Source organism: Ruegeria sp. CDSC051 (genome assembly GCF_059610665.1).
The window spans coordinates 753,603-774,592 of record NZ_JBXWOC010000001.1 but is presented as its reverse complement, the minus strand read 5'-3'; the positions used below and the strand labels follow the sequence as shown (position 1 = coordinate 774,592).

The following is a 20,990-nucleotide window of genomic DNA, read 5'->3' as shown; positions in this document are numbered from 1 at the left end:
ATGCAAGAGCCCCTGAATTCCTCATACCCAGTACTTCCGCTACGCGACATTGTGGTTTTTCCTCATATGATCGTGCCTTTGTTCGTGGGTCGGGAAAGGTCTGTCCGCGCACTTGAGGAAGTGATGCAGGACGATAAGCAAATTCTGCTGTCTAGCCAGATTGATCCAGGTGATGACGATCCGGAAATCGACGGAATCTATCGCTCGGGCGTGCTGGCGAATGTGCTGCAGCTGCTGAAGCTTCCAGATGGAACCGTGAAAGTTCTGGTCGAGGGGCAAGCGCGCGTACAGATTACAGAATACCTTGATAACGAAGAGTTTTTTGAGGCTCGTGCAGAATATCTGACCGAGATTCCGGGTGATGTGACCACTACACAAGCGTTGCTTCGCACCGTTGCCGACGAGTTCGAGCGCTATGCCAAAGTCCGCAAGAACATTCCCGAAGAAGCACTGACCGCTGTTGGCGAAACCGCCGAACCCGCCAAGTTGGCCGACCTTGTGTCGGGGCATCTAGGTATCGAGGTCGAGCAAAAGCAGGAACTGCTGGAAACACTGTCGGTCAGCGAACGGCTTGAAAAGGTCTATGGCCTGATGCAGGGCGAGATGTCGGTTCTGCAGGTCGAGAAAAAGATCAAGACCCGTGTCAAAACTCAGATGGAGAAGACACAACGTGAATATTATCTGAATGAGCAGATGAAGGCCATTCAGAAGGAACTTGGCGATGGCGATGACGGCTCGAACGAAGTGGCCGAGCTGGAAGAGAAAATCGCCGAAACCAAGCTGTCGAAAGAGGCGCGTGAAAAGGCCGAAGGTGAGCTGAAGAAGCTGCGCAATATGAGCCCGATGTCGGCTGAAGCTACTGTTGTGCGCAATTACCTCGACTGGATTTTGGCTCTGCCTTGGGGCACCAAGTCCCGCGTTAAAAAGGATCTGGGCCGCGCACAGGAAATTCTGGATGACGATCACTATGGGCTTGAGAAGGTCAAGGAACGGATCGTCGAATATCTGGCGGTTCAACAGCGTTCGAAGAAGCTGAAAGGCCCGATCCTGTGTCTTGTTGGCCCTCCGGGCGTTGGTAAAACGTCGCTGGGTAAATCCGTTGCCAAAGCCACTGGGCGCGAGTTCATTCGCATCAGCCTCGGCGGCGTGCGCGACGAATCCGAGATTCGCGGCCACCGCCGGACCTATATCGGCTCAATGCCCGGCAAGATTATCCAGGCGCTGAAAAAGGCCAAAACTACGAACCCGCTGATCTTGTTGGATGAAATCGACAAGATGGGGCAGGATTTCCGCGGTGATCCGGCCTCGGCCATGCTGGAAGTGTTGGACCCGGAACAGAACAGCACGTTCATGGATCACTACCTTGAGGTTGAATATGACCTGTCCAACGTGATGTTCCTGACCACCTCCAACAGCTATAACATGCCCGGGCCTTTGCTCGACCGGATGGAGATCATTCCTCTGGCGGGCTACACCGAAGATGAAAAGAGCGAGATCGCCAAGCAGCACCTGATCAGTAAGCAGATCAAGAACCACGGTCTGAAAGCCAAAGAGTTCGAACTATCCGATGAGGCGCTGCAATCGATTATCCGCACCTACACCCGAGAAGCTGGCGTGCGGAACCTTGAACGCGAAATCGCCAAGGTGGCGCGGAAGTCGCTGACCAAGATCATCAAGAAAGAGGCGGAGTCGGTCACGGTGACGCCGGACAATCTGGATGAATTCTTGGGCGTGCCCAAGTTCCGCTATGGTCTGGCCGAACAGGACGATCAGGTTGGGGTTGTAACCGGTCTGGCCTGGACCTCCGTTGGCGGCGATCTGCTGCATATTGAGGCGCTGAAACTGCCCGGTAAGGGGCGGATGAAGACCACGGGTAAGCTGGGCGATGTGATGAAGGAATCCATCGATGCGGCCTCATCTTATGTGCGGTCAATCTCACCTAAGATCGGGGTTAAGCCGCCCAAATTCGACAACCTGGACATCCACGTCCACGTACCGGACGGGGCAACGCCCAAGGATGGTCCTTCGGCCGGCCTGGCGATGGTGACCTCAATCGTATCGGTTCTGACGGGTATCCCGGTGCACAAGGATATTGCCATGACAGGAGAGGTTTCCCTGCGCGGCAATGCGATGCCCATCGGTGGTTTGAAGGAAAAGCTGCTGGCGGCTCTGCGCGGCGGGATCAAGACTGTTCTGATTCCAGAAGAGAATGAGAAAGACCTGGCCGAAATTCCTGACAACGTGAAGGAGGGGCTGAAAATCATCCCGGTCACGCATGTTTCGGAAGTTCTGAAACACGCTCTGGTTCGGGATCCTGAACCTGTCGAATGGGACGAAGCCGCAGAAGAGGCCGCCGCGGCTGCGGCCAAAACGGCTGAGAACACGTCCCCGTCCGCCAGGGCGCACTAAAGGTCAGAATATGGCAATTAGGGGCGGGGTTAGCACCTCGCCCTTTTTCTTTGGTCAGACCAAATAGTCAGCCAATTACTGGCTTTGCATGTCGGATCGCAGATTGTGAAATGGTGGGTGATAAGAGATTTGAACTCCTGACATCTTCGATGTGAACGAAGCGCTCTACCACTGAGCTAATCACCCGTGAGCAGGGGTCTTATAAGGAGTTCAGCAAAGCCGCAAGAGGTCTTTGCGCCTTTTGGGCCCCGGGGATTACCCCGCAAATGCCCAGTCGAGGTGCCCATAAACGGGCGGCCTTGTGGGGCCGCCCTTTCACTTTTTTGATGTCAAAGAATGAAATCGTCCTGGGTCAGATCGTGCAAGCCAGAGATCTTGATAACCATCTCAGGATTTTTGTCGCCGTCAGTATCCACAAGAACAAGTGTGAAGTCGTTCTTGGTGCCTGCGTTGTTTTTCTTGACGTAATAGATTTCGCCTTCGTCCGACGTCTGGGCCGGTGTTGTACCGTTGAAGACAAATGAATCATCGCCGTCAATTACGGTGCTTGCGTCGATCGCACTTAGGTCGATCTTGTCTTCACCCTGAGTGAAATCGGTAATCCGGTCGGCATATTTCGCTTTGCGTGAACTTTCATCTGTTGACGTAAACACAAAGTCATCGGCACCTTCACCGCCGGTCATGATGTCCCTTCCGGCACCACCGATCAAAGTGTCGCTGCCTGCGCCACCATTCAGTGTATCTTTGCCAAGGCCCCCGTCCAGGCGGTCAGACCCTCCATTACCCTGCAGGATGTTTCGACCGTCCGTACCTGTAATGTCGTCATTTTGCTCGGACCCATCGACGTTTTCGACACCCGTAATGGTATCGGTTCCGTAACCGGTTGCCTGTGCATTGGTGTCAGACAAATCAACGGTTACGGCGCTTGTGCCGATATAACGCAACCAATCCAGGCCCTCTCCGCCGTTAATGATATCGTCGCCGTCGCTGTCCTCGGCTACAAAGTTGTCCGTGCCCTTGTGGCCGTACAGTTCGTCGTTTCCAAGACCTCCGGTCAGGGTGTCATTGCCGCCACCCCCAAGAACAATGTCATTACCCTCGCCAGCAGAAATAACATCGCTACCGCCGACACCCACCAATAGGTTATCAGCTTCATTCCCGACGATGAGATCGCCCTTTTTGCCGCCCACAGCATTCTCAATGACGACTCCATTTGCGATCGTAAATCCGCCGGTTATGCCTTTGGCATGGGATGGAGTGCCGCCTGCATCGCTGCCATCAAGATCCGCGTCATTGAGGTTGATCGTGACGCTGCGCTTAACACCATTTGCTGAAATCGTATCGACCCCATCGGTGTCCCAGATGGATGTCCAGAAGGTCCCGGCGCCATTTTTGCCTTTGATTTTATAGACGTTGTCGTCGGTGTTGTGGTCCGTCGTTCCGTAGATCGCCTGCAGTGCAGCTATATCAAGGGCCATGGGCGAGGCCGTGCCGCCAGCCTTATATGTCTTCAGTGGAACAACTTCGGGATAGCCCGAGTTGTAGGACATGATCGTGTAAACACCCTGGTTCTGCCCATCTGTCCCGTAATCGTCGAAGGGCTGCGTAACCCCCGGAAAAATAGTCGAGCTGCCGCCTTCATCATGTGGGTGGGCTAGACCAAGGCCGTGAAGAATCTCATGAATGATTGTCGCGAAGCCTTCACCGCCTTTGCGTAAGGCCTCTTTGCTAAACAGAGGCGTATCATAGGCAAAGATGCCGAACAGGGCGTCGATGCCAGAATCCTGCAGCAGAGGGTCGTCACCCGGAACTTGATGGACACCAAGAGATCCGGGTCCGCCAAGATCGTTTTGGGTCAGCAAAGCGTAGGTGATGTTAACGTCATTAATCTCGCCTGCTGGTGTCAGAAAGCCGACTTCGTTGAACTCGATCGGAATGATCGTTTCGATAATTGCAAATGCTTTGCGGATTGCTTCCTTCATGTAGGAGGCAAAGCCACGGCGACCTAACGATCCATCATCGAAGGAGTACGTGATTGTGCCCGGAGCACTGACGCCTCCGGCGCTGGTGTCCCAAGATGTGCCCCAAATCAGGCTGTCTACATAAACATGACCGGTAACATTTGCACCCGGAGAAGTTGTGCTGGCAACTGACATCTTAAATTTCTTCCTTGTCTAACACGCCGTTTGTTCCCGGTTTTTCCGGAATACAAAATTGGCGCCGTATATTTTGACCGGTTCTAGAATCGGTAATTCTTCCTTTGGCATCAGAAATTTCCAACGTTTTGGCCCGAGGACCAACCGAGCGTATGAAGTCTCTTTTGGCAGAGGTGTTTGTAATCGTCTTGCAGACCATTTGTGGTTGAAATGAGGCAGAACGCGGCAAGCTTTGGGTAACTCTCTGCCAGTAAGGTGATATGACTGTTCGCTTTGGGTTTATGCCAGAATAAGCTTGGGGAAGAGTTTGGGGGCTGTCCTGAGATCTGGATCTAGCGGACCCGTGCCAGGTGATGTGCTGCGCAAGGTTTCAGAATATTTTTGTCTGGCCAAAGGCAGCGGGTCGTGAATTATCGGCTGGTTTCTGTTTGGCCATTCGTCGTGTGACGAGAAAACATCTCTAACAAAAATTACGTTCTGAGAAAAAACTTCAATTCGCCGCTTGACGATGTCCGGGCGTGGCCATAATACACCCCAACGTTCAGCAACGAACGGGCAGCGGGCGGTTGTAGCTCAGTTGGTTAGAGTACCGGCCTGTCACGCCGGGGGTCGCGGGTTCGAGCCCCGTCAACCGCGCCATCGCTGCCATCCTTGGTCCAGGGTAAAGGCCACGAAATAGATGCGCGGTTGTAGCTCAGCTGGTTAGAGTACCGGCCTGTCACGCCGGGGGTCGCGGGTTCGAGCCCCGTCAACCGCGCCATTTTCCACTAGTTTTCAGAAATCATGCCGTTTACCGGGTGACTCTATTGGTTTTGTTGTCAGTAGGTGGCGGCAACATCTCTCTCGTTCACATTTTGTTCTAACTTTTCTGTTGGAGACTCAGTGTGGCTCGCTTATCTCTAGGACACTTATGTGTTGGGGGCCAAACATGGCTGAGCTGAAGAATATCGAGGTGCGCGGCGCGCGCGAACATAACCTCAAAGGCATTGACGTGGATATTCCGCGTGACCAGCTTGTGGTCATCACTGGTCTGTCAGGCTCGGGCAAGTCGTCGCTTGCCTTTGACACGATCTATGCGGAAGGGCAGCGCCGGTATGTCGAAAGCCTGTCGGCCTATGCCCGGCAATTTCTGGATATGATGGAAAAGCCAGATGTGGACCATATCAGTGGTCTATCTCCGGCTATTTCCATCGAACAGAAGACGACCTCAAAGAACCCACGGTCTACCGTGGGAACCGTGACCGAGATTTACGACTATCTGCGCCTGCTGTTTGCCCGCGCTGGTACACCGTTCAGCCCTGCCACGGGCAAGCCGATCGAAGCCCAGCAGGTGCAGGATATGGTCGACCGGATCATGACGATGGAGGAGGGCACGCGAGGGTATCTCCTGGCCCCGATCGTTCGGGACCGAAAGGGCGAGTATAAGAAAGAGTTTCTGGAGCTGCGCAAGCAGGGGTTTCAACGCGTCAAGGTTGATGGCGCGTTTCATGAGCTGGACGAGCCGCCGACACTGGACAAGAAATTCCGCCATGACATCGACGTTGTGGTCGACCGGTTGGTCGTGCGCGAAGGTATGGAAACGCGGTTGGCGGACAGCTTGCGCACGGCGCTTGATTTGGCCGATGGCATTGCGATTTTGGAAACCGCACCGCGTGAAGGCGACCCGGAGCGGATTACGTTCAGCGAGAATTTTGCCTGTCCTGTCAGTGGCTTCACCATCCCCGAGATTGAACCACGCCTGTTTTCCTTCAATGCACCCTTTGGGGCCTGTCAGGATTGCGACGGGCTGGGTGTCGAGCTGTTCTTTGATGAACGCCTTGTCGTTCCGGATCAGACACTGAAACTGTATGACGGCGCCTTGGCACCCTGGCGCAAAGGTAAGTCGCCGTATTTTCTGCAGACCATCGAAGCCATCGCGCGACATTATGAGTTCGACAAAAACACGCCGTGGAAAGATTTGCCCGAAAAGGTGCAGCAGGTTTTCCTGCGCGGGTCGGGTGAGGAAGAAATCCAGTTCCGCTATGACGAGGGTGGCCGGGTATATCAGGTAACCCGCAGTTTCGAAGGCGTTATCCCGAATATGGAGCGCCGCTATCGCGAGACTGACAGCGCCTGGATACGCGAAGAATTCGAACGCTATCAAAACAACCGGTCCTGCGGCAGTTGCGAAGGCTATCGACTGCGGGCCGAGGCGTTGGCCGTCAAGATCGCCGGATTGCATGTCGGGCAGGTCGTGCAGATGTCGATCCGCGAGGCGCTGGCGTGGGTTGAGGATGCGCCAAACCATCTGAGCGCTCAGAAAAATGAAATCGCGCGGGTGATACTCAAGGAGATTCGTGAGCGGCTTGGGTTCTTGAATAACGTTGGTCTGGAATATCTTACGTTGTCACGTTCAAGTGGAACGCTTTCGGGCGGGGAAAGTCAGCGTATCCGTCTGGCCAGCCAGATCGGTTCGGGTCTGACCGGGGTGTTGTATGTACTGGACGAACCTTCGATCGGGTTGCATCAGCGCGACAATGACCGCTTGCTGGGTACGCTCAAAAACCTGAGGGATCAGGGGAACACGGTCATCGTCGTAGAACATGACGAGGAAGCCATCCGCGAAGCCGACTATGTCTTTGACATCGGTCCGGGTGCGGGTGTGCATGGTGGGCAGGTGGTTAGCCATGGTACCCCGTCCGAGATCGCGACCGATGCAGCCTCAATCACCGGCCAATACCTGTCAGGCACCCGCGAAATCCCGGTGCCGTCCGAGCGGCGGAAGGGGAACAAAAAGAAAGTTACTGTGGTCAAGGCCACCGGGAACAATCTGAAGAAGGTGACCGCTGATTTTCCTCTGGGCAAGTTCGTCTGTGTGACCGGCGTATCCGGCGGTGGCAAATCGACCCTGACGATTGAAACCCTATTCAAGACAGCCTCGATGCGGCTGAACGGCGCGCGGCAGACACCCGCGCCGTGCGAGACGATCAAGGGGCTCGAGCATCTGGATAAGGTGATCGACATCGACCAGCGGCCCATCGGGCGTACACCACGCTCCAACCCGGCCACGTATACGGGGGCGTTCACGCCGATCCGTGACTGGTTCGCCGGTCTGCCCGAGTCCAAGGCGCGCGGGTACAAGCCTGGCCGGTTCAGCTTTAACGTCAAAGGCGGTCGGTGCGAGGCTTGTCAGGGCGACGGCGTCATCAAGATCGAAATGCACTTTCTGCCCGATGTCTATGTAACCTGCGAAACCTGCAAAGGCGCGCGGTACAATCGGGAAACGCTCGAGATCAAGTTCAAAGGCAAGTCCATCGCGGATGTCCTTGATATGACAGTGGAAGATGCACAAGAGTTCTTCAAAGCCGTGCCGTCGATCCGCGATAAGATGGACGCGCTGGCGCGGGTCGGTCTGGGGTATATCAAGGTCGGGCAACAGGCGACAACCCTGTCGGGCGGTGAAGCGCAGCGGGTGAAGCTGTCAAAGGAACTCTCCAAACGCTCAACTGGTCGGACGCTTTACATTCTGGATGAGCCGACGACCGGTCTTCATTTCGAAGACGTCCGCAAGCTGTTGGAAGTGCTGCATGAATTGGTTGATCAGGGTAACACGGTTGTTGTGATTGAACACAATCTGGATGTTGTCAAAACGGCCGACCACATCATTGATATCGGGCCAGAAGGCGGTGACGGTGGTGGTGAAATTGTCGCCACGGGAACGCCCGAAGATGTTGTTGCTGTGGAACGCAGCCATACGGGCAGGTATTTGAAACAGTTGCTGAACCCCGAGCGGGTCGCGGCGGAATAACCTCCGTCGCGGCAACTTCAGTATCTGGCGTATCGCAGCGTCTGCCAGTGGCGCAGTATTGGCGGAAAGAACAGTAACACGAAGCCGAAGCCGAAGCTGACATGGGCAAAAATCATCATCGGGATCCATAGCAGAACGCCAACCAGCCCAATAATCCCGGAAACACGCGCGGCTGAGTTCGCCGACATAATGCGCGTGAGCAAAGCAAAGAGCAGACGCCCCCCATCCAGCGGCATCAGGGGCAGCATGTTAAACAGCGCCAGCCATAGGTTTAGCTCTACCCTCACCACCAGAACCCAGCCAATTTCGGGCGAGTTGGAAACGGTTCCAGCAATGAACACACGGTCCACAGGGTCAGGTTCACAATCGGCCCCATGGCCACAATCAATTCGTCTTCATATGCCGAGGTTGACCGGCGATGTTCGCAGAATCCGCCGCCCCCATAAAGGACGACTCGATTGACGGGCACGCCCTGCACAAGACAGCCCCATGCGTGGCCCAACTCCTGCAGGAGAATCGAAATCAACTAAATCGCCACGAAGGCGAGCGCATAGGGCAGGTTGACCGGAGCGGCGTTAAATCCGACAACGATCAAAACCAGAAAAATAAGGCTTTGGCTGAAATGTATCGGTACGTTCCATCGGCCGCGGGGCTCAAATAGCACGTTTTCAGTATTCATAATAAAACCTCGAAATAGTGAGGTTTATGATGATGTTAGATCGCGTCAATATTTTGAAAACAGGCCGGAAAACGCCCGAGCCTGCTTACTTTCTCAAATCGACTGAGGTTGGTTTTCGCCCGCTTGAATTCAGGCCGCGCTTGTCAGTTCAGGATGTCTGCAACCGCGCCGATCAGGTTCAGAACTTTGCGTGTATCTGGGTCGACCCGATACACGTAGTCGCCTGCGCGGACATAGCTTCCCCTATTCAGCCCATACCGAAACGGATCATCAATCCAGCGATAATCGCCATTGATAAACTCGCCATTTCTGTACAGCTTTTTGGCCTGTCCCGGAGGGACACAGGGTACGTTTTTCTTGGCCAGACCCGGCGGGCAGTGGACGGCGTTTCCAGTTGCAACAATACCGCCCTGAGGCGCAATGCGGATGACCTTATTGCTATTCTTGTTCTTGCCGTTTCCCTTCCCGTTACCGGCCATGGCCGCCACCGGGGTCACGACCAGAGCAAGAACAGTAAGCGCTTTGACCAAATTATGCGTCATCGTAGCCCCAAGAATCGATGCTGAACCTCTCCATTAGATGGACATCGGCAGGAAAGGGGTCAACCCTATGGGCAGGAAGCCGCCCAAGGGCATCCTAGTTCCGACCGCGCTTTTCAAATCGCGGAAGCATGGCCGAGAAGTCCAGCCCCAGCCCATCTTCGCTTTCGACGAATTGCTGATACAGCTCGGTCGCCATCATCCCCATTGGGGTGTCGGCATCCGAGCTTTCCGCCGCCTGCTGACTGAGGCGCAGGTCTTTCAACATCAGTTCGGCGGCAAAGCCGGGTTGATAACCATTGTCGGCCGGGCTTTGCGGGCCGATACCGGGGGCAGGGCAGTATGCGTTCATCGTCCAGCTATAGCCCGAGGAGGTGCTGACAACGTCGAACATTTTCTGCCGGTCCAGCCCCAACTTGTCGGCCAGCGCGAAGGCCTCGCAGGTTGCAATCATGGTGACGCCCAAAATCATGTTGTTGCAGATCTTGGCCGCCTGACCCGCGCCCGCGTCTCCGCAATGTACTGCCTTTTGCCCCATGATGTCGAACAAGGGCCGGGCTTTTTCGAATGCCTCGGCGCTTCCACCTGCCATGAATGTCAGCGTCCCAGCCGAGGCGCCTCCGATACCGCCCGAGACGGGCGCGTCGACGGCCAAAACTCCCGCAGCCAATGCCATATCGGCAACAGCTCGGGCGCTGTCGACATCCACTGTCGAACAATCGACCCAGACGGCCCCTTCATTCATCGCTGGAATGATCTCATTTGCGACGGATCGAAGTATCTGGCCATTCGGAAGCATGGTGATGACGATGTCTGCGTCTTTTGCAGCGTCGGCCCCTGACCCAGTCAAAGTAACACCGGAAACCGACACCTCGGCCATATCAAACCCAGCGACTTCATGCCCGGCATTGGCAAGATTGACTGCCATTGGATTGCCCATGTTTCCAAGGCCGATAAACCCGATTTTCATTCTTTAATCCTCCTCGAATGTCAGGGCGACGCTGCCCAGGGGCCGCAGCATTGCGGAAATATCCACGGCGGGAACAGGTTTGCCATGGTGACGCCAATTAGGAGAGCGATCCTTGTCTATGATCTGTGCGCGGATACCTTCCAGAAAATCTCCGTGTTCCATGGCGCGCGCCGTAAAACGGTACTCCATCTCCAGGGCTTTTCGGATCGACAGATCCAGCGCCTTAAGCCGATGAATCATTTCAATGGTACAAGCCACCGATAGTGGAGAGTTGCGGCCCATCAACTTTTGCGCCGCGTCAGAGAACGGGGTTTCGGAGAAGCGCAACGCGTTGAGGATGTCGTTCAACCCCTCGCCATTGAAAAGCACGTCGATTTCCGCCTGGACCTTTTCAAGGTTACCTGTGGGTGGCATCTGGGAATGCTCGACCAACAGGTCTGTGTTCCCGGAAGCTTCGAGCAGTTCGATCAGGCCGGGCCATTCTTCAATGGGGATAAAATGGTCGGCAAAGCCCGCATAAATGGCGTCCGCAGGGCCCATTCGGTGACCTGTTGTGCCCAAGTATTCTCCCAGTCGACCCGGAGCCAGCGCGAGCATCAGAGAGCCACCAACATCCGGCACCAAACCGATAGAGCACTCGGGCAGGGCAATCTGAGATGTTTCACCGACTATGCGGTGGCTTCCATGGCACCCAATTCCGACGCCGCCACCCATAGTAAACCCTTGTAGGAAACTGACCACGGGCTTGGGGTATTCGAAAATCAGTGCATTCAGCCTGTATTCATCGCGCCAGAAAGTCTGCCCATAGGCAAAGTCGCCTTTGCACCCGGTATCATAAAGCTCTGCGATATCTCCCCCGGCGCAAAATGCTTTATCGCCAACGGCGTCCAGTATGATCAGGTCAACTGACTCGTCCTCGCGCCAGTTGCGCATGACCGTATCTATCGCCATGCACATGTCATAACTCAGCGCGTTCAAAGACTTGGGGCGTGTCAGAGTGATGCGTCCAGCGCGGCCGGTAGTGTGAATTTCAATATCTGACATCGGGGTCTCAGCGTTGGGCAAGCATCTGACGAGAAACAATGACGCGCATGATCTCGTTTGTGCCTTCCAGAATTTGATGAACGCGCAAGTCGCGGACAAGCTTTTCGATACCGTAATCGGCGAGATACCCATAACCGCCGTGCAGTTGCAGGCATTGGTCGACCACTTTTGATCCGGTTTCAGTCACGAATTTCTTGGCCATTGCACAAAACTTGGTGGCGTCCGGTGCGCCCGTGTCCAGTTTCCAGGCTGCCTGACGCAAGAACGTCCGGGCCGCCTGCAATTCTATTTCCATATCCGCAAGCCTGAACTGCAGCGCTTGAAACTGATCAATCGACTTCCCGAATGCCTGACGCTCGGACATATACTGAAGCGTCATGTTCAGACCTGCTTGTGCCGCCCCCAAAGAACATGAGGCAATATTCAAGCGACCGCCATCCAGGCCCATCATCGCATATTTGAATCCGTCACCTTCTGTACCCACCAGATTGCCCGCCGGAACTTTGCAGTCGTCAAACTGAACCTGCGCCGTTGGTTGGCTTTTCCAGCCCATCTTTTGTTCAAGCGCGCCAAAGCTAAGACCTGGAGTGCCATCTTCGACATACAGGGTTGAAATCCCTTTGGGACCATCCTGTCCGGTGCGCACCATACAGACATAAGCATCTGAGTATCCGCCGCCCGAGATGAAGGCCTTTGTTCCGTTCAGCGTATAACCTTCGTTCGTGCGTTCGGCGCGAGTTTTCAGCGCGGCGGCGTCCGAGCCTGATCCGGGTTCGGTCAGGCAGTAGCTGAGGACTGTGTTCAGGTTAAGAATATCCGGCATGATCCGCGATTTCAGCTCATCCGCGGCAAATGTGTCCAACATCTTGGCGCACATGTTGTGGATCGTCAGGAAGGCCGCGACTGAAGGGCAAGCCATCGAAAGGGCCTCGAACACCATCGTCGCATCCAGCCTACTAAGACCGGAACCGCCACTATCTTCGGACACATAGAGACCGCCAAAACCAAGCTCTCCTACACGGGGCCAAAGGTCTTTGGGAATAGTGCCATCTGCTTCCCATTGACGGGCGAAGGGTGCGATATGCTCCTGCCCGAACTCATAGGCCATATCGAAGATAGCAGTTTGCTCTTCGGTTGGTGCAAAATCCATTGGTTTCCTCCCACGTCGCCGGATGAATTGAACGAGTGTTTATTTCCTGATTCTTACAGAAATTTTGCACGCCCAGCAATTCCTGACAGGGATATTGCGAAAACGATTAGATCATACTTCGAGGCAGGTCATAAATCCTGATGGAATTCTTCGATCAGATGCTGAACCACAGCCCTGCCTGCATCCGCACCTTTGGCCGTCGCTTCAGCGTGAACACGTCGTTGCCGCGTGGCAGATGTGCCGTTTTGTGCGATTTGCTGTAGCCGGGCAAGTTCAGTCATGGTGCCCAGTGCTTCGGCATCTTCGGCCAGCATACCCATCAGTTCACCCATAAGTTCCGGCATGGGCTTGATGGATCGATCCCCGAAATCAATCATGCCTTCGCCGACTCCGTAACGCTGCGCACGCCACCGGTTTTCACCAATCAGGAACCTGTCATATTGCCGCCAACGCAAATTGCGGTCTTTCAGACGGCACAACATTCGAACCAGCGCCTGCACCATGGCGGCCAGCGACAATGTGTGCTCCAACCTCGGCTGCACGTCCATTATGCGTGTTTCGAGCGTTGGAAAGCGATGAGAAGGTCGCAAATCCCACCAGATTTTCGAGGTATCCTCTATCACGCCAAGTTCGACCAGAATGCCTGTCGTACGTTCATATTCCGACCAACTTGCCAGGACCGGTGGTAATCCGGTGCGGGGCAGGTTGTCGAACACGGTCAGACGATAGGAAGACAGGCCGGTATCCTCTCCGTTCCAATAGGGCGAGGATGTGGAGAGCGCCAACAGATGCGGCAGGAAATAGGAAAGCTGCGGCATCAGGTCGGCCCGCAAGGATGGTTCTTCAACACCGACATGCACATGCATCCCGCAGATCAGCATCCGTCGCGCGACACCGCCCAGGGCATGCTGCAAGGCGTCATAGCGCTCTCGGCGCGTGTGGTGCTGTTTCTTCCAGTCCGCAAAGGGGTGGCAGGACACAGCAATCGGGGCCAGATTGTATTCGGCGGACCGATCCGCCACACCCGCCCTCAGGCGTTTCAAATCTTCTCGGGCCGTGCGGATCGTCGCATGGGGGCGGGTGCCAACCTCGATCTGGCACTGCAGAAACTCAGGGCTGACCTGGCCCTGAAAATCGGCCTGGCAGGCTTCCATCAGGGCAGCGGGTGCTTGGGCAAGTTCAAGGCTGTCGCGGTCGACCAGAAGATACTCTTCCTCAATGCCCAGCGTGTATTCCTGCTGCATGGCGGCCCTCTTTCTAGCTTTATGCGAAACAGTGAATACGGAAATACGCTTTTTGCCAAGTGTTTACCGGTAGAGTCCTTGCGGTCATCGGGCTAGCAACGGTAAGGAACGGGTCAAAGTTCAGAAGAACCCCGGAGCCTTTGTGTGAAACCCAGGAAATTCCCCCGGCTGAATGCCGTTCTCGACCGATTTGGTGTCAGGCTGATTGACAAAGTCACGGAACGGGACGAGCGCGCCCGGCTGGAGGCGTTCGAAAGGGCAGGCGGGCTGACCCGTCCGGCTTATGCGTTGTCACCGGGAATGGCCGATTTCGACATCTCGCAGCTGGTAGCCGAATATGATGAACATGCCGCCGCTTTGGCTGCATTGAAAGATCCGTCCCGCAATCAAACCGGGTATAGGATCGGCAACGGGTATTATGACAGCCCAGATGCGGATGCGTTGTATCTTATGGTCCGTCGTTTCAAACCCAAGCGGGTGATTGAGGTTGGCTGCGGTAATTCAACGCGCGTGACACGGCAGGCTGTATTGGATGGCGGGCTGCAGACGCAAATCACCGCGATTGATCCTTATCCGCGCGCGGACATCGCGCATGTAGTCGATCAATTCGAACAGAAACGGTTGGAAGAGGTCGATCCAGCCCTCTTCGAACAGCTTGAAGCGGGTGACATCCTGTTCATCGATTCCAGCCATGTTGTCCGGATGAGCAATGATGTCGCGCATCTGTTCTGTCGCATCATACCGGCCTTAAAACCAGGCGTTGTGATCCATGTGCACGATGTTTTTCTACCCTACGAATACCCCAAGCGGTTCTTCTATGACTGCCCGGGATGGGGCGAGCAATATATGTTGCATGCATTGTTGCAATCTAGTGCATATTCAATGCTTTGGCCTGGATACTTCTTGCAACAGGATCGCCAAGATGCGGTCGAGGCGCTACCGTTTTTGAAAGATGGGCGCGCGCAAAGTATTTGGGTTCAGGTCAAATAAATCTGACACCAAATTGATCCGGTGCAGCGAAACGCCCGTACCCCTTTCCATAACAACCTGGATAGGAGATCTCAAATATGTTTCGCCGTACTTTCCTGAGCGCCGCCGCCGCAATCGCACTTACCTTGCCGGTTCAAGCGAAGGCCGCCGATATCGTGGATACCGCCGTATCTGCCGGATCATTCACCACTCTGGTCGCGGCGGTTCAAGCGGCGGGTCTGGTCGATACGCTGAAAGGGGAGGGTCCGTTCACCGTTTTTGCCCCCACGGATGAGGCCTTTGCCGCACTGCCCGAAGGGACGGTGGAAACGCTGCTACTGCCCGAGAACAAAGACCAACTGGTCGCAATCCTGACCTATCACGTGGTTCCTGCAAAGGTCATGTCAGGTGACATCGCTGGCAAGCGCGCCAAAGTGCTGACCGTGCAGGGTGATCGCCTGAGTGTGAATGGTAAAAACGGCGTCAAAGTGAATGGCGCCAAGGTTGTGCAGGCCGATATCGAGGCCAGCAATGGCGTGATCCACGTCGTCGATGCGGTGATCCTGCCGGAATAATTGGCAACCACCGTGATCAAGCAAAAACCCCGGCCGTTATGGCCGGGGAATTCTGTCAGACCAATCTGACCTTGGTGCCCACCTGAACCAGCGGATATAACTCTTCAACATGTTGATTATAAAGGCCAATACATCCAGAAGAACTTTGGCGTCCAATCTTGCGTGTATCATGCGTGCCGTGCACCAGATATGCTGGCCAGCCCAGATACATCGCCCGCGTACCCAGCGGATTTCCGGACTCGCCACCTTCTATTCGGATGGGCAGGTTCGGGTCGCGCTCGCGCATTGAGGCGGTCGGGGTCCAGCTTGGGTTTTCGCGCTTGCGTACTACTTCGGTATAACCACGCCTTGTGAGTTCTTCGCTCATAGGGACTGAGCTGGGGTACAGTTTGTACGTCCCGTCAGCCCCCCAATAGTGTACAGCGCGGCTTGTGATATCTGCCAGCAGGCAGCCGACACCTAACTCATCGAAGTGATCCTGCCAATTCTGGTGCGAGAATGAAGAGACATTCCGCCGCACAGCTAGCTGTGTGCTGATCGCCTCTTCGTCAAGCGGGAAAGCATCGGCGCTGCTTTGTGCGCGCACCAGTGCAGGTGTCATCAACAGAGACGCTGCACCTAACAATGCAGAGCGACGGGTCATGCGGGGATCTGACAAATTGGCCTCCGGTTCAGGAACTGCTCGCGCGAAACTGCGTGTAACTTATGTTTTGCTGATCAGATTTCCTAGGGAGTGTTGAGTGAATTTATTGTGAAGCGAACATCACAAGCGAAACTTGGCCGTGTATTGAAAAAAGCCCGGCCAGTGGTGGCCGGGCTGTGTGGATCCGCCGCTTTCGTTTGAATCAGTCCATGGCTTTGAAGTTGAACTCGCCGCCTTCTTTGATGCCTGACGGCCAACGCGCGGTGACCGTTTTTGTGCGTGTATAGAATTTGAAGCTATCCGCACCATGCTGGTTCAGGTCACCGAACATGGATTTCTTCCAGCCGCCAAAGGTGTGATAGGCCAACGGAACCGGGATCGGAACGTTGATACCGACCATGCCAATATTGATCCGGCTGGCAAAGTCACGCGCGGTATCTCCATCGCGGGTGAAAATCGCCGTGCCATTGCCGTATTCGTGATCCATAGCCAAGCCAATCGCTTCTTCGTACGATCCTGCGCGGACGGTCGACAAAACCGGACCAAAGATCTCTTGCTTATAGATGTCCATGTCGGGCGTCACGTGGTCAAACAGGTGAGGGCCGACGAAGAAGCCGTCCTCATAGCCCTGCAGGCTAAAGTCGCGATTATCGACAACCAGTTTGGCACCTTGTTCAACGCCCGAGCTGATCAGTCCCAAAATGCGCTCTTTGGCAGCACCGGTCACGACCGGTCCCATGTCAACATCATCGCCGGCAGTGTAGGGGCCGACCTTCAGTTTCTCGATACGCGGAATAAGCTTTTCGATCAGCGCGTCGGCGGTATCCTCTCCGACCGGGACCGCAACCGATACGGCCATGCAGCGTTCGCCAGCCGCGCCGAAACCGGCGCCAACCAGGGCATCTGCTGCCTGGTCAAGATCGGCGTCGGGCATGACGATCATGTGGTTCTTGGCACCGCCGAAACACTGCGCGCGTTTGCCGTTGGCCGTGGCGCGCGAATAGATGTACTGCGCGATTGGGGTCGAGCCCACAAAGGAAACGCCCTGAATGATCTCGCTGTCCAACAGCGTGTCCACGGCCTCTTTGTCGCCATTGACCACCTGGAACACACCTTTGGGCAAACCTGCCTCAACGAAAAGTTCCGCCAGCATCAATGGTACTGAAGGATCGCGCTCGGACGGTTTCAGAACAACAGCGTTGCCACAGGCCAGGGCAGGGCCCACATGCCACAGAGGCATCATGGCCGGGAAGTTGAACGGCATGATCGAGGCCACAACCCCTAAAGGCTGGCGCATAGAATACATGTCGATGCCTGGGCCCGCACTGTCGGTGAATTCGCCTTTCAACATCTGCGGAGCACCGATGCAGTATTCGATCACTTCCAGACCGCGCTGCAGATCGCCTTTCGCGTCAGGGATCGTCTTGCCGTGCTCGCGGCTGAGCGCTTCGGCCAGCTTGTCCATGTCGCGGTTCATCAGGTGAACCATCGCCATCATCACGCGCCCGCGTTTTTGCGGGTTCGTTGCACCCCAGGCCGGTTGTGCGGCTGCGGCGCTAGCAATGGCTGCTGTGGTCTCGGCAGCACTTGCCATCGGGCATTTGTACTGTACCTCGCCGGTAGCGGGGTTGAACACGTCATCATATCGGCCGGACGTGCCGGCGACATTCTCACCGTTGATGAAATGGGACAGTTCGTTCATTGCGAATTCCTCCGAAGGTCTGCGCGCAGAATAGGCTTGCATAAATGGCTTGAACAGAGGCAATGTCCCAAAGGTGTTTTGCAAAATTGCAAAGGTGAAGCGTGACACCTAATTGGGATGATATGAGGGTCTTTCTGGCCGTAGCCCGCGAAGAAAGCCTTTCGGCGGCGGGACGATTACTTCGGATTGACCCGGCTACGGTCGGACGCCGTGTAGCGCGGTTGGAAGCGTCTCTGGATGCGCCGCTGTTCACCAAATCGCAGCAGGGATATGTGCTGACCTCAGCTGGTGAGCGTTTGATGGACCACGGTCTGAAAGCCGAAGAGGCGATGCGCGCTGCAGCAGGCGCCATGGCAGAACCATCTGAGAGGCTGAGCGGGCAAATCCGGATCGGCGCACCGGACGGTTGTGCGAATTACTTGTTGCCGCAGGTGTGTGGCAAGATTTGTGACACCAATCCCAATCTGGACATACAAATTCTGGCCTTGCCGCGCGTCATCAACCTTTCCCGCCGTGAAGCCGATATGGCCGTGACCGTCAGCGCACCGACCGCTGGAAAACTGTTTGTACAGAAAATTACCGATTACAAACTTCATCTTGTCGCAACGCAGGAATACCTTGCCGATCACCCTGCGGTTTATTCCATCAGCACGTTAGGGGGGCATCGTATGATCGGATACATACCTGATATGATATTCGACCGCGAACTGGACTATCTGGTCGATCTGGGTGTTGACCGTGTCGCGCTGGCCTCGAATTCGGTCTCTGTCCAACTGCGGCAGGTTTCGCAGGGATCAGGGATCTGCATTGCGCATGATTTCACACTGCCATTTCACCCGAAGTTGAAGAAAATATTGGTTGATCAAGTGAGTTTGACACGCAGTTTTCATCTGGTCCGACATCAAGGTGACCAACGAAACGAGCGGCTGAATCGGTTCGCGCAGGCCCTGTCCCAAGGGATTCGCGATGAAGTTGAGCGGCTTGAGGCTGAAGCTTCACCTTGACAGGCTATTTCATTCCGGCAACGCTTTGGAAAACACGAAGTTATTTCGGAGGTTACGTCAATGCTTGTTCAGGCCATTCTGAAATCCAAAGCCACCGGAGGCGTGGTGACAGTTGCTCCTTCGCGCACAATTTCAGAGGTTGCAGGAATCCTTGCAGAAAAGCGCATCGGAACGGTGGTTGTATCAGAAGATGGCGGTAAGACCGCATCAGGCATCTTATCAGAACGTGACATTGTTCGCGAACTGGCCGCAAGCGGCAGCGGATGCCTATCAAAACCCGTAAGCGCGTATATGACCCGCGAGCTGGTGACAGCGACGCAACAGGATACTGTCCAGGATATAATGTCGCGGATGACCGAAGGGCGCTTTCGCCATATGCCGGTTGTTGAGGACGGTAACCTCGTTGGCATTGTCACCCTAGGCGACGTTGTCAAAGCACAACTTTCCGAACTGGCAATGGAAAAAGACGCATTGGAAGGCATGATCATGGGCCATTAAGCCCATAGAAACGCGACGCAACTACTTGCACCCATAGCCAAGTTATGTTTGCTTGCGCAGAAATTTCGTTGCGCAGGAGGCGGCAATGAGGGTTGGATTGTATCCCGGAACATTTGATCCGATCACCCTGGGTCATATTGATATCATCCGTCGCGCGGCCGCTCTGGTTGACAAGCTCGTGATTGGGGTGGCGATCAATCGGGAAAAGGGGCCGTTATTTTCGTTGGAAGAACGGGTCGAGATGATCGAAGCCGAATGTTCCTTTCTTTCCGAACAGACCGGAACTGAAATTGTTGCCCATCCTTTTGAAAACCTGCTTATCAACTGTGCCCGCGACGTAGGTGCTCAGGTCATTGTCAGAGGCCTGCGTGCTGTTGCGGATTTCGAGTATGAGTTCCAGATGGTCGGTATGAACCGCGCATTGGACGACTCGATCGAGACGGTGTTCCTTATGGCTGAGGCCCGCCATCAGGCGATTGCCTCGAAACTGGTGAAAGAGATCGCGCGATTGAACGGGGACGTGTCGAATTTCGTCACGCCCCGCGTAAATGACGCGCTGCGTGCGCGCTTAGGATAGCGCGCCCATCGCGGCCGCCGTGTCCAGCATCCGGTTCGAAAAGCCCCATTCATTGTCGTACCAGGCCAGCACCCGGACCAACGTGCCGTCTGTCACCTTGGTTTCAGCCAAAGAGACGGTCGAACTGTGTGCGTCGTGATTGAAGTCGATCGACACTAGTGGGCGGTTTTCCGCAGCCAGGACACCAGGAATATTGGCCGCGGCATCAATGAACAACTGGTTGACCTCTTCTTCGGTTGTTGGGCGCGACACTTCGGTCACCAGATCCACAACCGAGACGTTCGGAGTGGGAACACGGATTGCCTGTCCAGTCAATTTACCTGCCAACTGGGGCAATACGAGACCTACGGCTGAGGCTGCCCCCGTAGTGGTGGGAATCATCGACAACGCAGCCGCGCGTGACAGATACGGGTCTTTTCCGGCGGTATCGTGAACTGGTTGGCTGGCTGTATAGGCATGAACGGTTGTCATGTTTCCGTGGACAATGCCCAAACCCTCGTCCAGCGCCGCAGCAACGGGCGACAAACAGTTGGTCGTGCAGGATGCGTTCGAAACGATCGTATCCTCGACGGTCAGCTCATGGTCATTTACCCCGAAGACGATGGTTTTGACCGCACCATCCCCGCGGGCAGGAGCAGAAATCAAAACTTTTTTGGCGCCGTTGTCAAAATGGCGCGCCGCGGCTTCGCGCGTGCGGAACACGCCTGTGCATTCGAGAACAACGTCAATATCGGACCAATCGAGTTTCTCAGGCTCACGTTCGCTGGTTAGGCGGATCGGGCCTGCACCGACATCCAAACCGGCGTCGGTCAGGGAAACGGGCTTTGTATAACGTCCATGCACACTGTCGAATTCAAAGAGATGCGCGTTAATTTCGGGCTTGGCCAAATCGTTTATGGCCACGATCTGAACGTCGGTCCGCCCAGATTCCATCAAGGCCCGCAAAACACCGCGCCCGATCCGTCCAAATCCATTGATTGCCAACTTGAGTGTCATGGTCTGCTCCGTCTGGGTGTCTGTTATTGCAAAGTTAGCGCTAACAAA

The 20,990-nt window shown here is 55.2% G+C and carries 17 protein-coding genes and 3 tRNA genes; 9 read left to right on the top strand and 11 right to left on the bottom strand.

All coding sequences use genetic code 11. From position 1 onward, the window contains the following. Entirely contained in the window at positions 1-2,409 is a 2,409-nt protein-coding gene (lon, locus tag AC2FH0_RS03975) for an endopeptidase La (protein ID WP_281972166.1), read from the top strand. A gap of 111 nt (positions 2,410-2,520) precedes the next feature. Here the strand turns inward: lon and AC2FH0_RS03970 are convergent. Together AC2FH0_RS03970 and AC2FH0_RS03965 are read right to left on the bottom strand one after the other, a co-directional pair. Continuing rightward, positions 2,521-2,595 (bottom strand) — tRNA-Val (locus AC2FH0_RS03970). A 143-nt stretch (positions 2,596-2,738) separates the two neighbouring features. Continuing rightward, on the bottom strand, positions 2,739-4,565 hold the full coding sequence (locus AC2FH0_RS03965) for a M10 family metallopeptidase C-terminal domain-containing protein (RefSeq protein ID WP_496788628.1): 1,827 nt from the start codon (positions 4,563-4,565) through the stop codon (positions 2,739-2,741). Positions 4,566-5,127: 562 nt separating this feature from the next. On the opposite strand from AC2FH0_RS03965, the gene AC2FH0_RS03960 reads away from it, so the two are divergent. From AC2FH0_RS03960 to uvrA, 3 genes are all read left to right on the top strand, one after another. After that, positions 5,128-5,204: transfer RNA gene (locus tag AC2FH0_RS03960), tRNA-Asp, on the top strand. A gap of 44 nt (positions 5,205-5,248) precedes the next feature. Next, positions 5,249-5,325 (top strand) — tRNA-Asp (locus AC2FH0_RS03955). A gap of 168 nt (positions 5,326-5,493) precedes the next feature. Beyond that, on the top strand, positions 5,494-8,352 hold the full coding sequence (gene uvrA, locus AC2FH0_RS03950; protein ID WP_496691305.1) for an excinuclease ABC subunit UvrA: 2,859 nt from the start codon (positions 5,494-5,496) through the stop codon (positions 8,350-8,352). 17 nt (positions 8,353-8,369) lie between these two features. Here uvrA and AC2FH0_RS03945 read toward each other — a convergent pair whose 3' ends face one another. The 6 genes from AC2FH0_RS03945 to AC2FH0_RS03920 all read right to left on the bottom strand — a co-directional run bounded on the left by AC2FH0_RS03945 (position 8,370) and on the right by AC2FH0_RS03920 (position 13,978). After that, positions 8,370-8,702 (bottom strand): site-2 protease family protein, encoded by a 333-nt coding sequence (locus tag AC2FH0_RS03945; RefSeq protein WP_496788626.1) that lies wholly within the window; start codon positions 8,700-8,702, stop codon positions 8,370-8,372. Between the two features lie 472 nt (positions 8,703-9,174). Continuing rightward, on the bottom strand, positions 9,175-9,573 hold the full coding sequence (locus AC2FH0_RS03940) for a hypothetical protein (RefSeq protein ID WP_496695335.1): 399 nt from the start codon (positions 9,571-9,573) through the stop codon (positions 9,175-9,177). A 94-nt stretch (positions 9,574-9,667) separates the two neighbouring features. Further along, positions 9,668-10,540 carry a 3-hydroxyisobutyrate dehydrogenase gene (gene mmsB, locus AC2FH0_RS03935; protein ID WP_496679606.1) on the bottom strand — a complete coding sequence of 291 codons (873 nt, stop codon included), beginning with the start codon at positions 10,538-10,540 and terminating at the stop codon, positions 9,668-9,670. 3 nt (positions 10,541-10,543) lie between these two features. Beyond that, complete coding sequence (locus AC2FH0_RS03930) at positions 10,544-11,584, bottom strand: enoyl-CoA hydratase/isomerase family protein (RefSeq protein WP_496708408.1); 1,041 nt, start codon at positions 11,582-11,584, stop codon at positions 10,544-10,546. A gap of 7 nt (positions 11,585-11,591) precedes the next feature. After that, positions 11,592-12,734: an acyl-CoA dehydrogenase family protein gene (locus AC2FH0_RS03925; protein ID WP_142634037.1), complete on the bottom strand. Its 1,143-nt coding sequence runs from the start codon at positions 12,732-12,734 to the stop codon at positions 11,592-11,594. A gap of 128 nt (positions 12,735-12,862) precedes the next feature. Continuing rightward, complete coding sequence (locus AC2FH0_RS03920; protein ID WP_142634035.1) at positions 12,863-13,978, bottom strand: carboxylate-amine ligase; 1,116 nt, start codon at positions 13,976-13,978, stop codon at positions 12,863-12,865. A gap of 144 nt (positions 13,979-14,122) precedes the next feature. Between AC2FH0_RS03920 and AC2FH0_RS03915 the strand changes: the two genes are divergently transcribed. Together AC2FH0_RS03915 and AC2FH0_RS03910 are read left to right on the top strand one after the other, a co-directional pair. After that, positions 14,123-14,968, top strand: a complete 846-nt coding sequence (locus AC2FH0_RS03915; protein WP_496788625.1) for a class I SAM-dependent methyltransferase — start codon at positions 14,123-14,125, stop codon at positions 14,966-14,968. Between the two features lie 77 nt (positions 14,969-15,045). Next, on the top strand, positions 15,046-15,522 hold the full coding sequence (locus AC2FH0_RS03910; RefSeq protein ID WP_496788622.1) for a fasciclin domain-containing protein: 477 nt from the start codon (positions 15,046-15,048) through the stop codon (positions 15,520-15,522). 55 nt (positions 15,523-15,577) lie between these two features. On the opposite strand, the gene AC2FH0_RS03905 is transcribed toward AC2FH0_RS03910, so the two are convergent. Both AC2FH0_RS03905 and AC2FH0_RS03900 read right to left on the bottom strand, forming a co-directional pair. Then, positions 15,578-16,165 carry a L,D-transpeptidase gene (locus AC2FH0_RS03905; protein ID WP_185956612.1) on the bottom strand — a complete coding sequence of 196 codons (588 nt, stop codon included), beginning with the start codon at positions 16,163-16,165 and terminating at the stop codon, positions 15,578-15,580. 202 nt (positions 16,166-16,367) lie between these two features. Next, complete coding sequence (locus AC2FH0_RS03900; protein ID WP_281972157.1) at positions 16,368-17,867, bottom strand: CoA-acylating methylmalonate-semialdehyde dehydrogenase; 1,500 nt, start codon at positions 17,865-17,867, stop codon at positions 16,368-16,370. 101 nt (positions 17,868-17,968) lie between these two features. Here AC2FH0_RS03900 and AC2FH0_RS03895 point away from each other — a divergent pair, with 101 nt between their 5' ends. The 3 genes from AC2FH0_RS03895 to coaD all read left to right on the top strand — a co-directional run bounded on the left by AC2FH0_RS03895 (position 17,969) and on the right by coaD (position 19,946). After that, positions 17,969-18,871: a LysR family transcriptional regulator gene (locus AC2FH0_RS03895; RefSeq protein ID WP_496788620.1), complete on the top strand. Its 903-nt coding sequence runs from the start codon at positions 17,969-17,971 to the stop codon at positions 18,869-18,871. A gap of 60 nt (positions 18,872-18,931) precedes the next feature. Beyond that, positions 18,932-19,369 carry a CBS domain-containing protein gene (locus AC2FH0_RS03890; protein WP_496708411.1) on the top strand — a complete coding sequence of 146 codons (438 nt, stop codon included), beginning with the start codon at positions 18,932-18,934 and terminating at the stop codon, positions 19,367-19,369. An 85-nt stretch (positions 19,370-19,454) separates the two neighbouring features. Beyond that, positions 19,455-19,946 carry a pantetheine-phosphate adenylyltransferase gene (gene coaD, locus AC2FH0_RS03885; RefSeq protein WP_142634021.1) on the top strand — a complete coding sequence of 164 codons (492 nt, stop codon included), beginning with the start codon at positions 19,455-19,457 and terminating at the stop codon, positions 19,944-19,946. On the opposite strand, the gene gap is transcribed toward coaD, so the two are convergent. Beyond that, positions 19,938-20,942: a type I glyceraldehyde-3-phosphate dehydrogenase gene (gap, locus tag AC2FH0_RS03880; protein WP_496704677.1), complete on the bottom strand. Its 1,005-nt coding sequence runs from the start codon at positions 20,940-20,942 to the stop codon at positions 19,938-19,940. The two genes, coaD and gap, sit on opposite strands and share 9 nt — an antisense overlap. Positions 20,943-20,990: the final 48 nt, after the last annotated feature.

Bases quoted from the DNA above. Each gene is read 5' to 3' on its own strand.
- lon (WP_281972166.1), top strand. From the start codon at position 1: ATGCAAGAGCCCCTGAATTCCTCATACCCAGTACTTCCGCTACGCGAC.
- AC2FH0_RS03965 (WP_496788628.1), bottom strand. From the start codon at position 4,565: ATGTCAGTTGCCAGCACAACTTCTCCGGGTGCAAATGTTACCGGTCAT.
- uvrA (WP_496691305.1), top strand. From the start codon at position 5,494: ATGGCTGAGCTGAAGAATATCGAGGTGCGCGGCGCGCGCGAACATAAC.
- AC2FH0_RS03940 (WP_496695335.1), bottom strand. From the start codon at position 9,573: ATGACGCATAATTTGGTCAAAGCGCTTACTGTTCTTGCTCTGGTCGTG.
- mmsB (WP_496679606.1), bottom strand. From the start codon at position 10,540: ATGAAAATCGGGTTTATCGGCCTTGGAAACATGGGCAATCCAATGGCA.
- AC2FH0_RS03930 (WP_496708408.1), bottom strand. From the start codon at position 11,584: ATGTCAGATATTGAAATTCACACTACCGGCCGCGCTGGACGCATCACT.
- AC2FH0_RS03925 (WP_142634037.1), bottom strand. From the start codon at position 12,734: ATGGATTTTGCACCAACCGAAGAGCAAACTGCTATCTTCGATATGGCC.
- AC2FH0_RS03920 (WP_142634035.1), bottom strand. From the start codon at position 13,978: ATGCAGCAGGAATACACGCTGGGCATTGAGGAAGAGTATCTTCTGGTC.
- AC2FH0_RS03910 (WP_496788622.1), top strand. From the start codon at position 15,046: ATGTTTCGCCGTACTTTCCTGAGCGCCGCCGCCGCAATCGCACTTACC.
- AC2FH0_RS03905 (WP_185956612.1), bottom strand. From the start codon at position 16,165: ATGACCCGTCGCTCTGCATTGTTAGGTGCAGCGTCTCTGTTGATGACA.
- AC2FH0_RS03900 (WP_281972157.1), bottom strand. From the start codon at position 17,867: ATGAACGAACTGTCCCATTTCATCAACGGTGAGAATGTCGCCGGCACG.
- AC2FH0_RS03890 (WP_496708411.1), top strand. From the start codon at position 18,932: ATGCTTGTTCAGGCCATTCTGAAATCCAAAGCCACCGGAGGCGTGGTG.
- coaD (WP_142634021.1), top strand. From the start codon at position 19,455: ATGAGGGTTGGATTGTATCCCGGAACATTTGATCCGATCACCCTGGGT.
- gap (WP_496704677.1), bottom strand. From the start codon at position 20,942: ATGACACTCAAGTTGGCAATCAATGGATTTGGACGGATCGGGCGCGGT.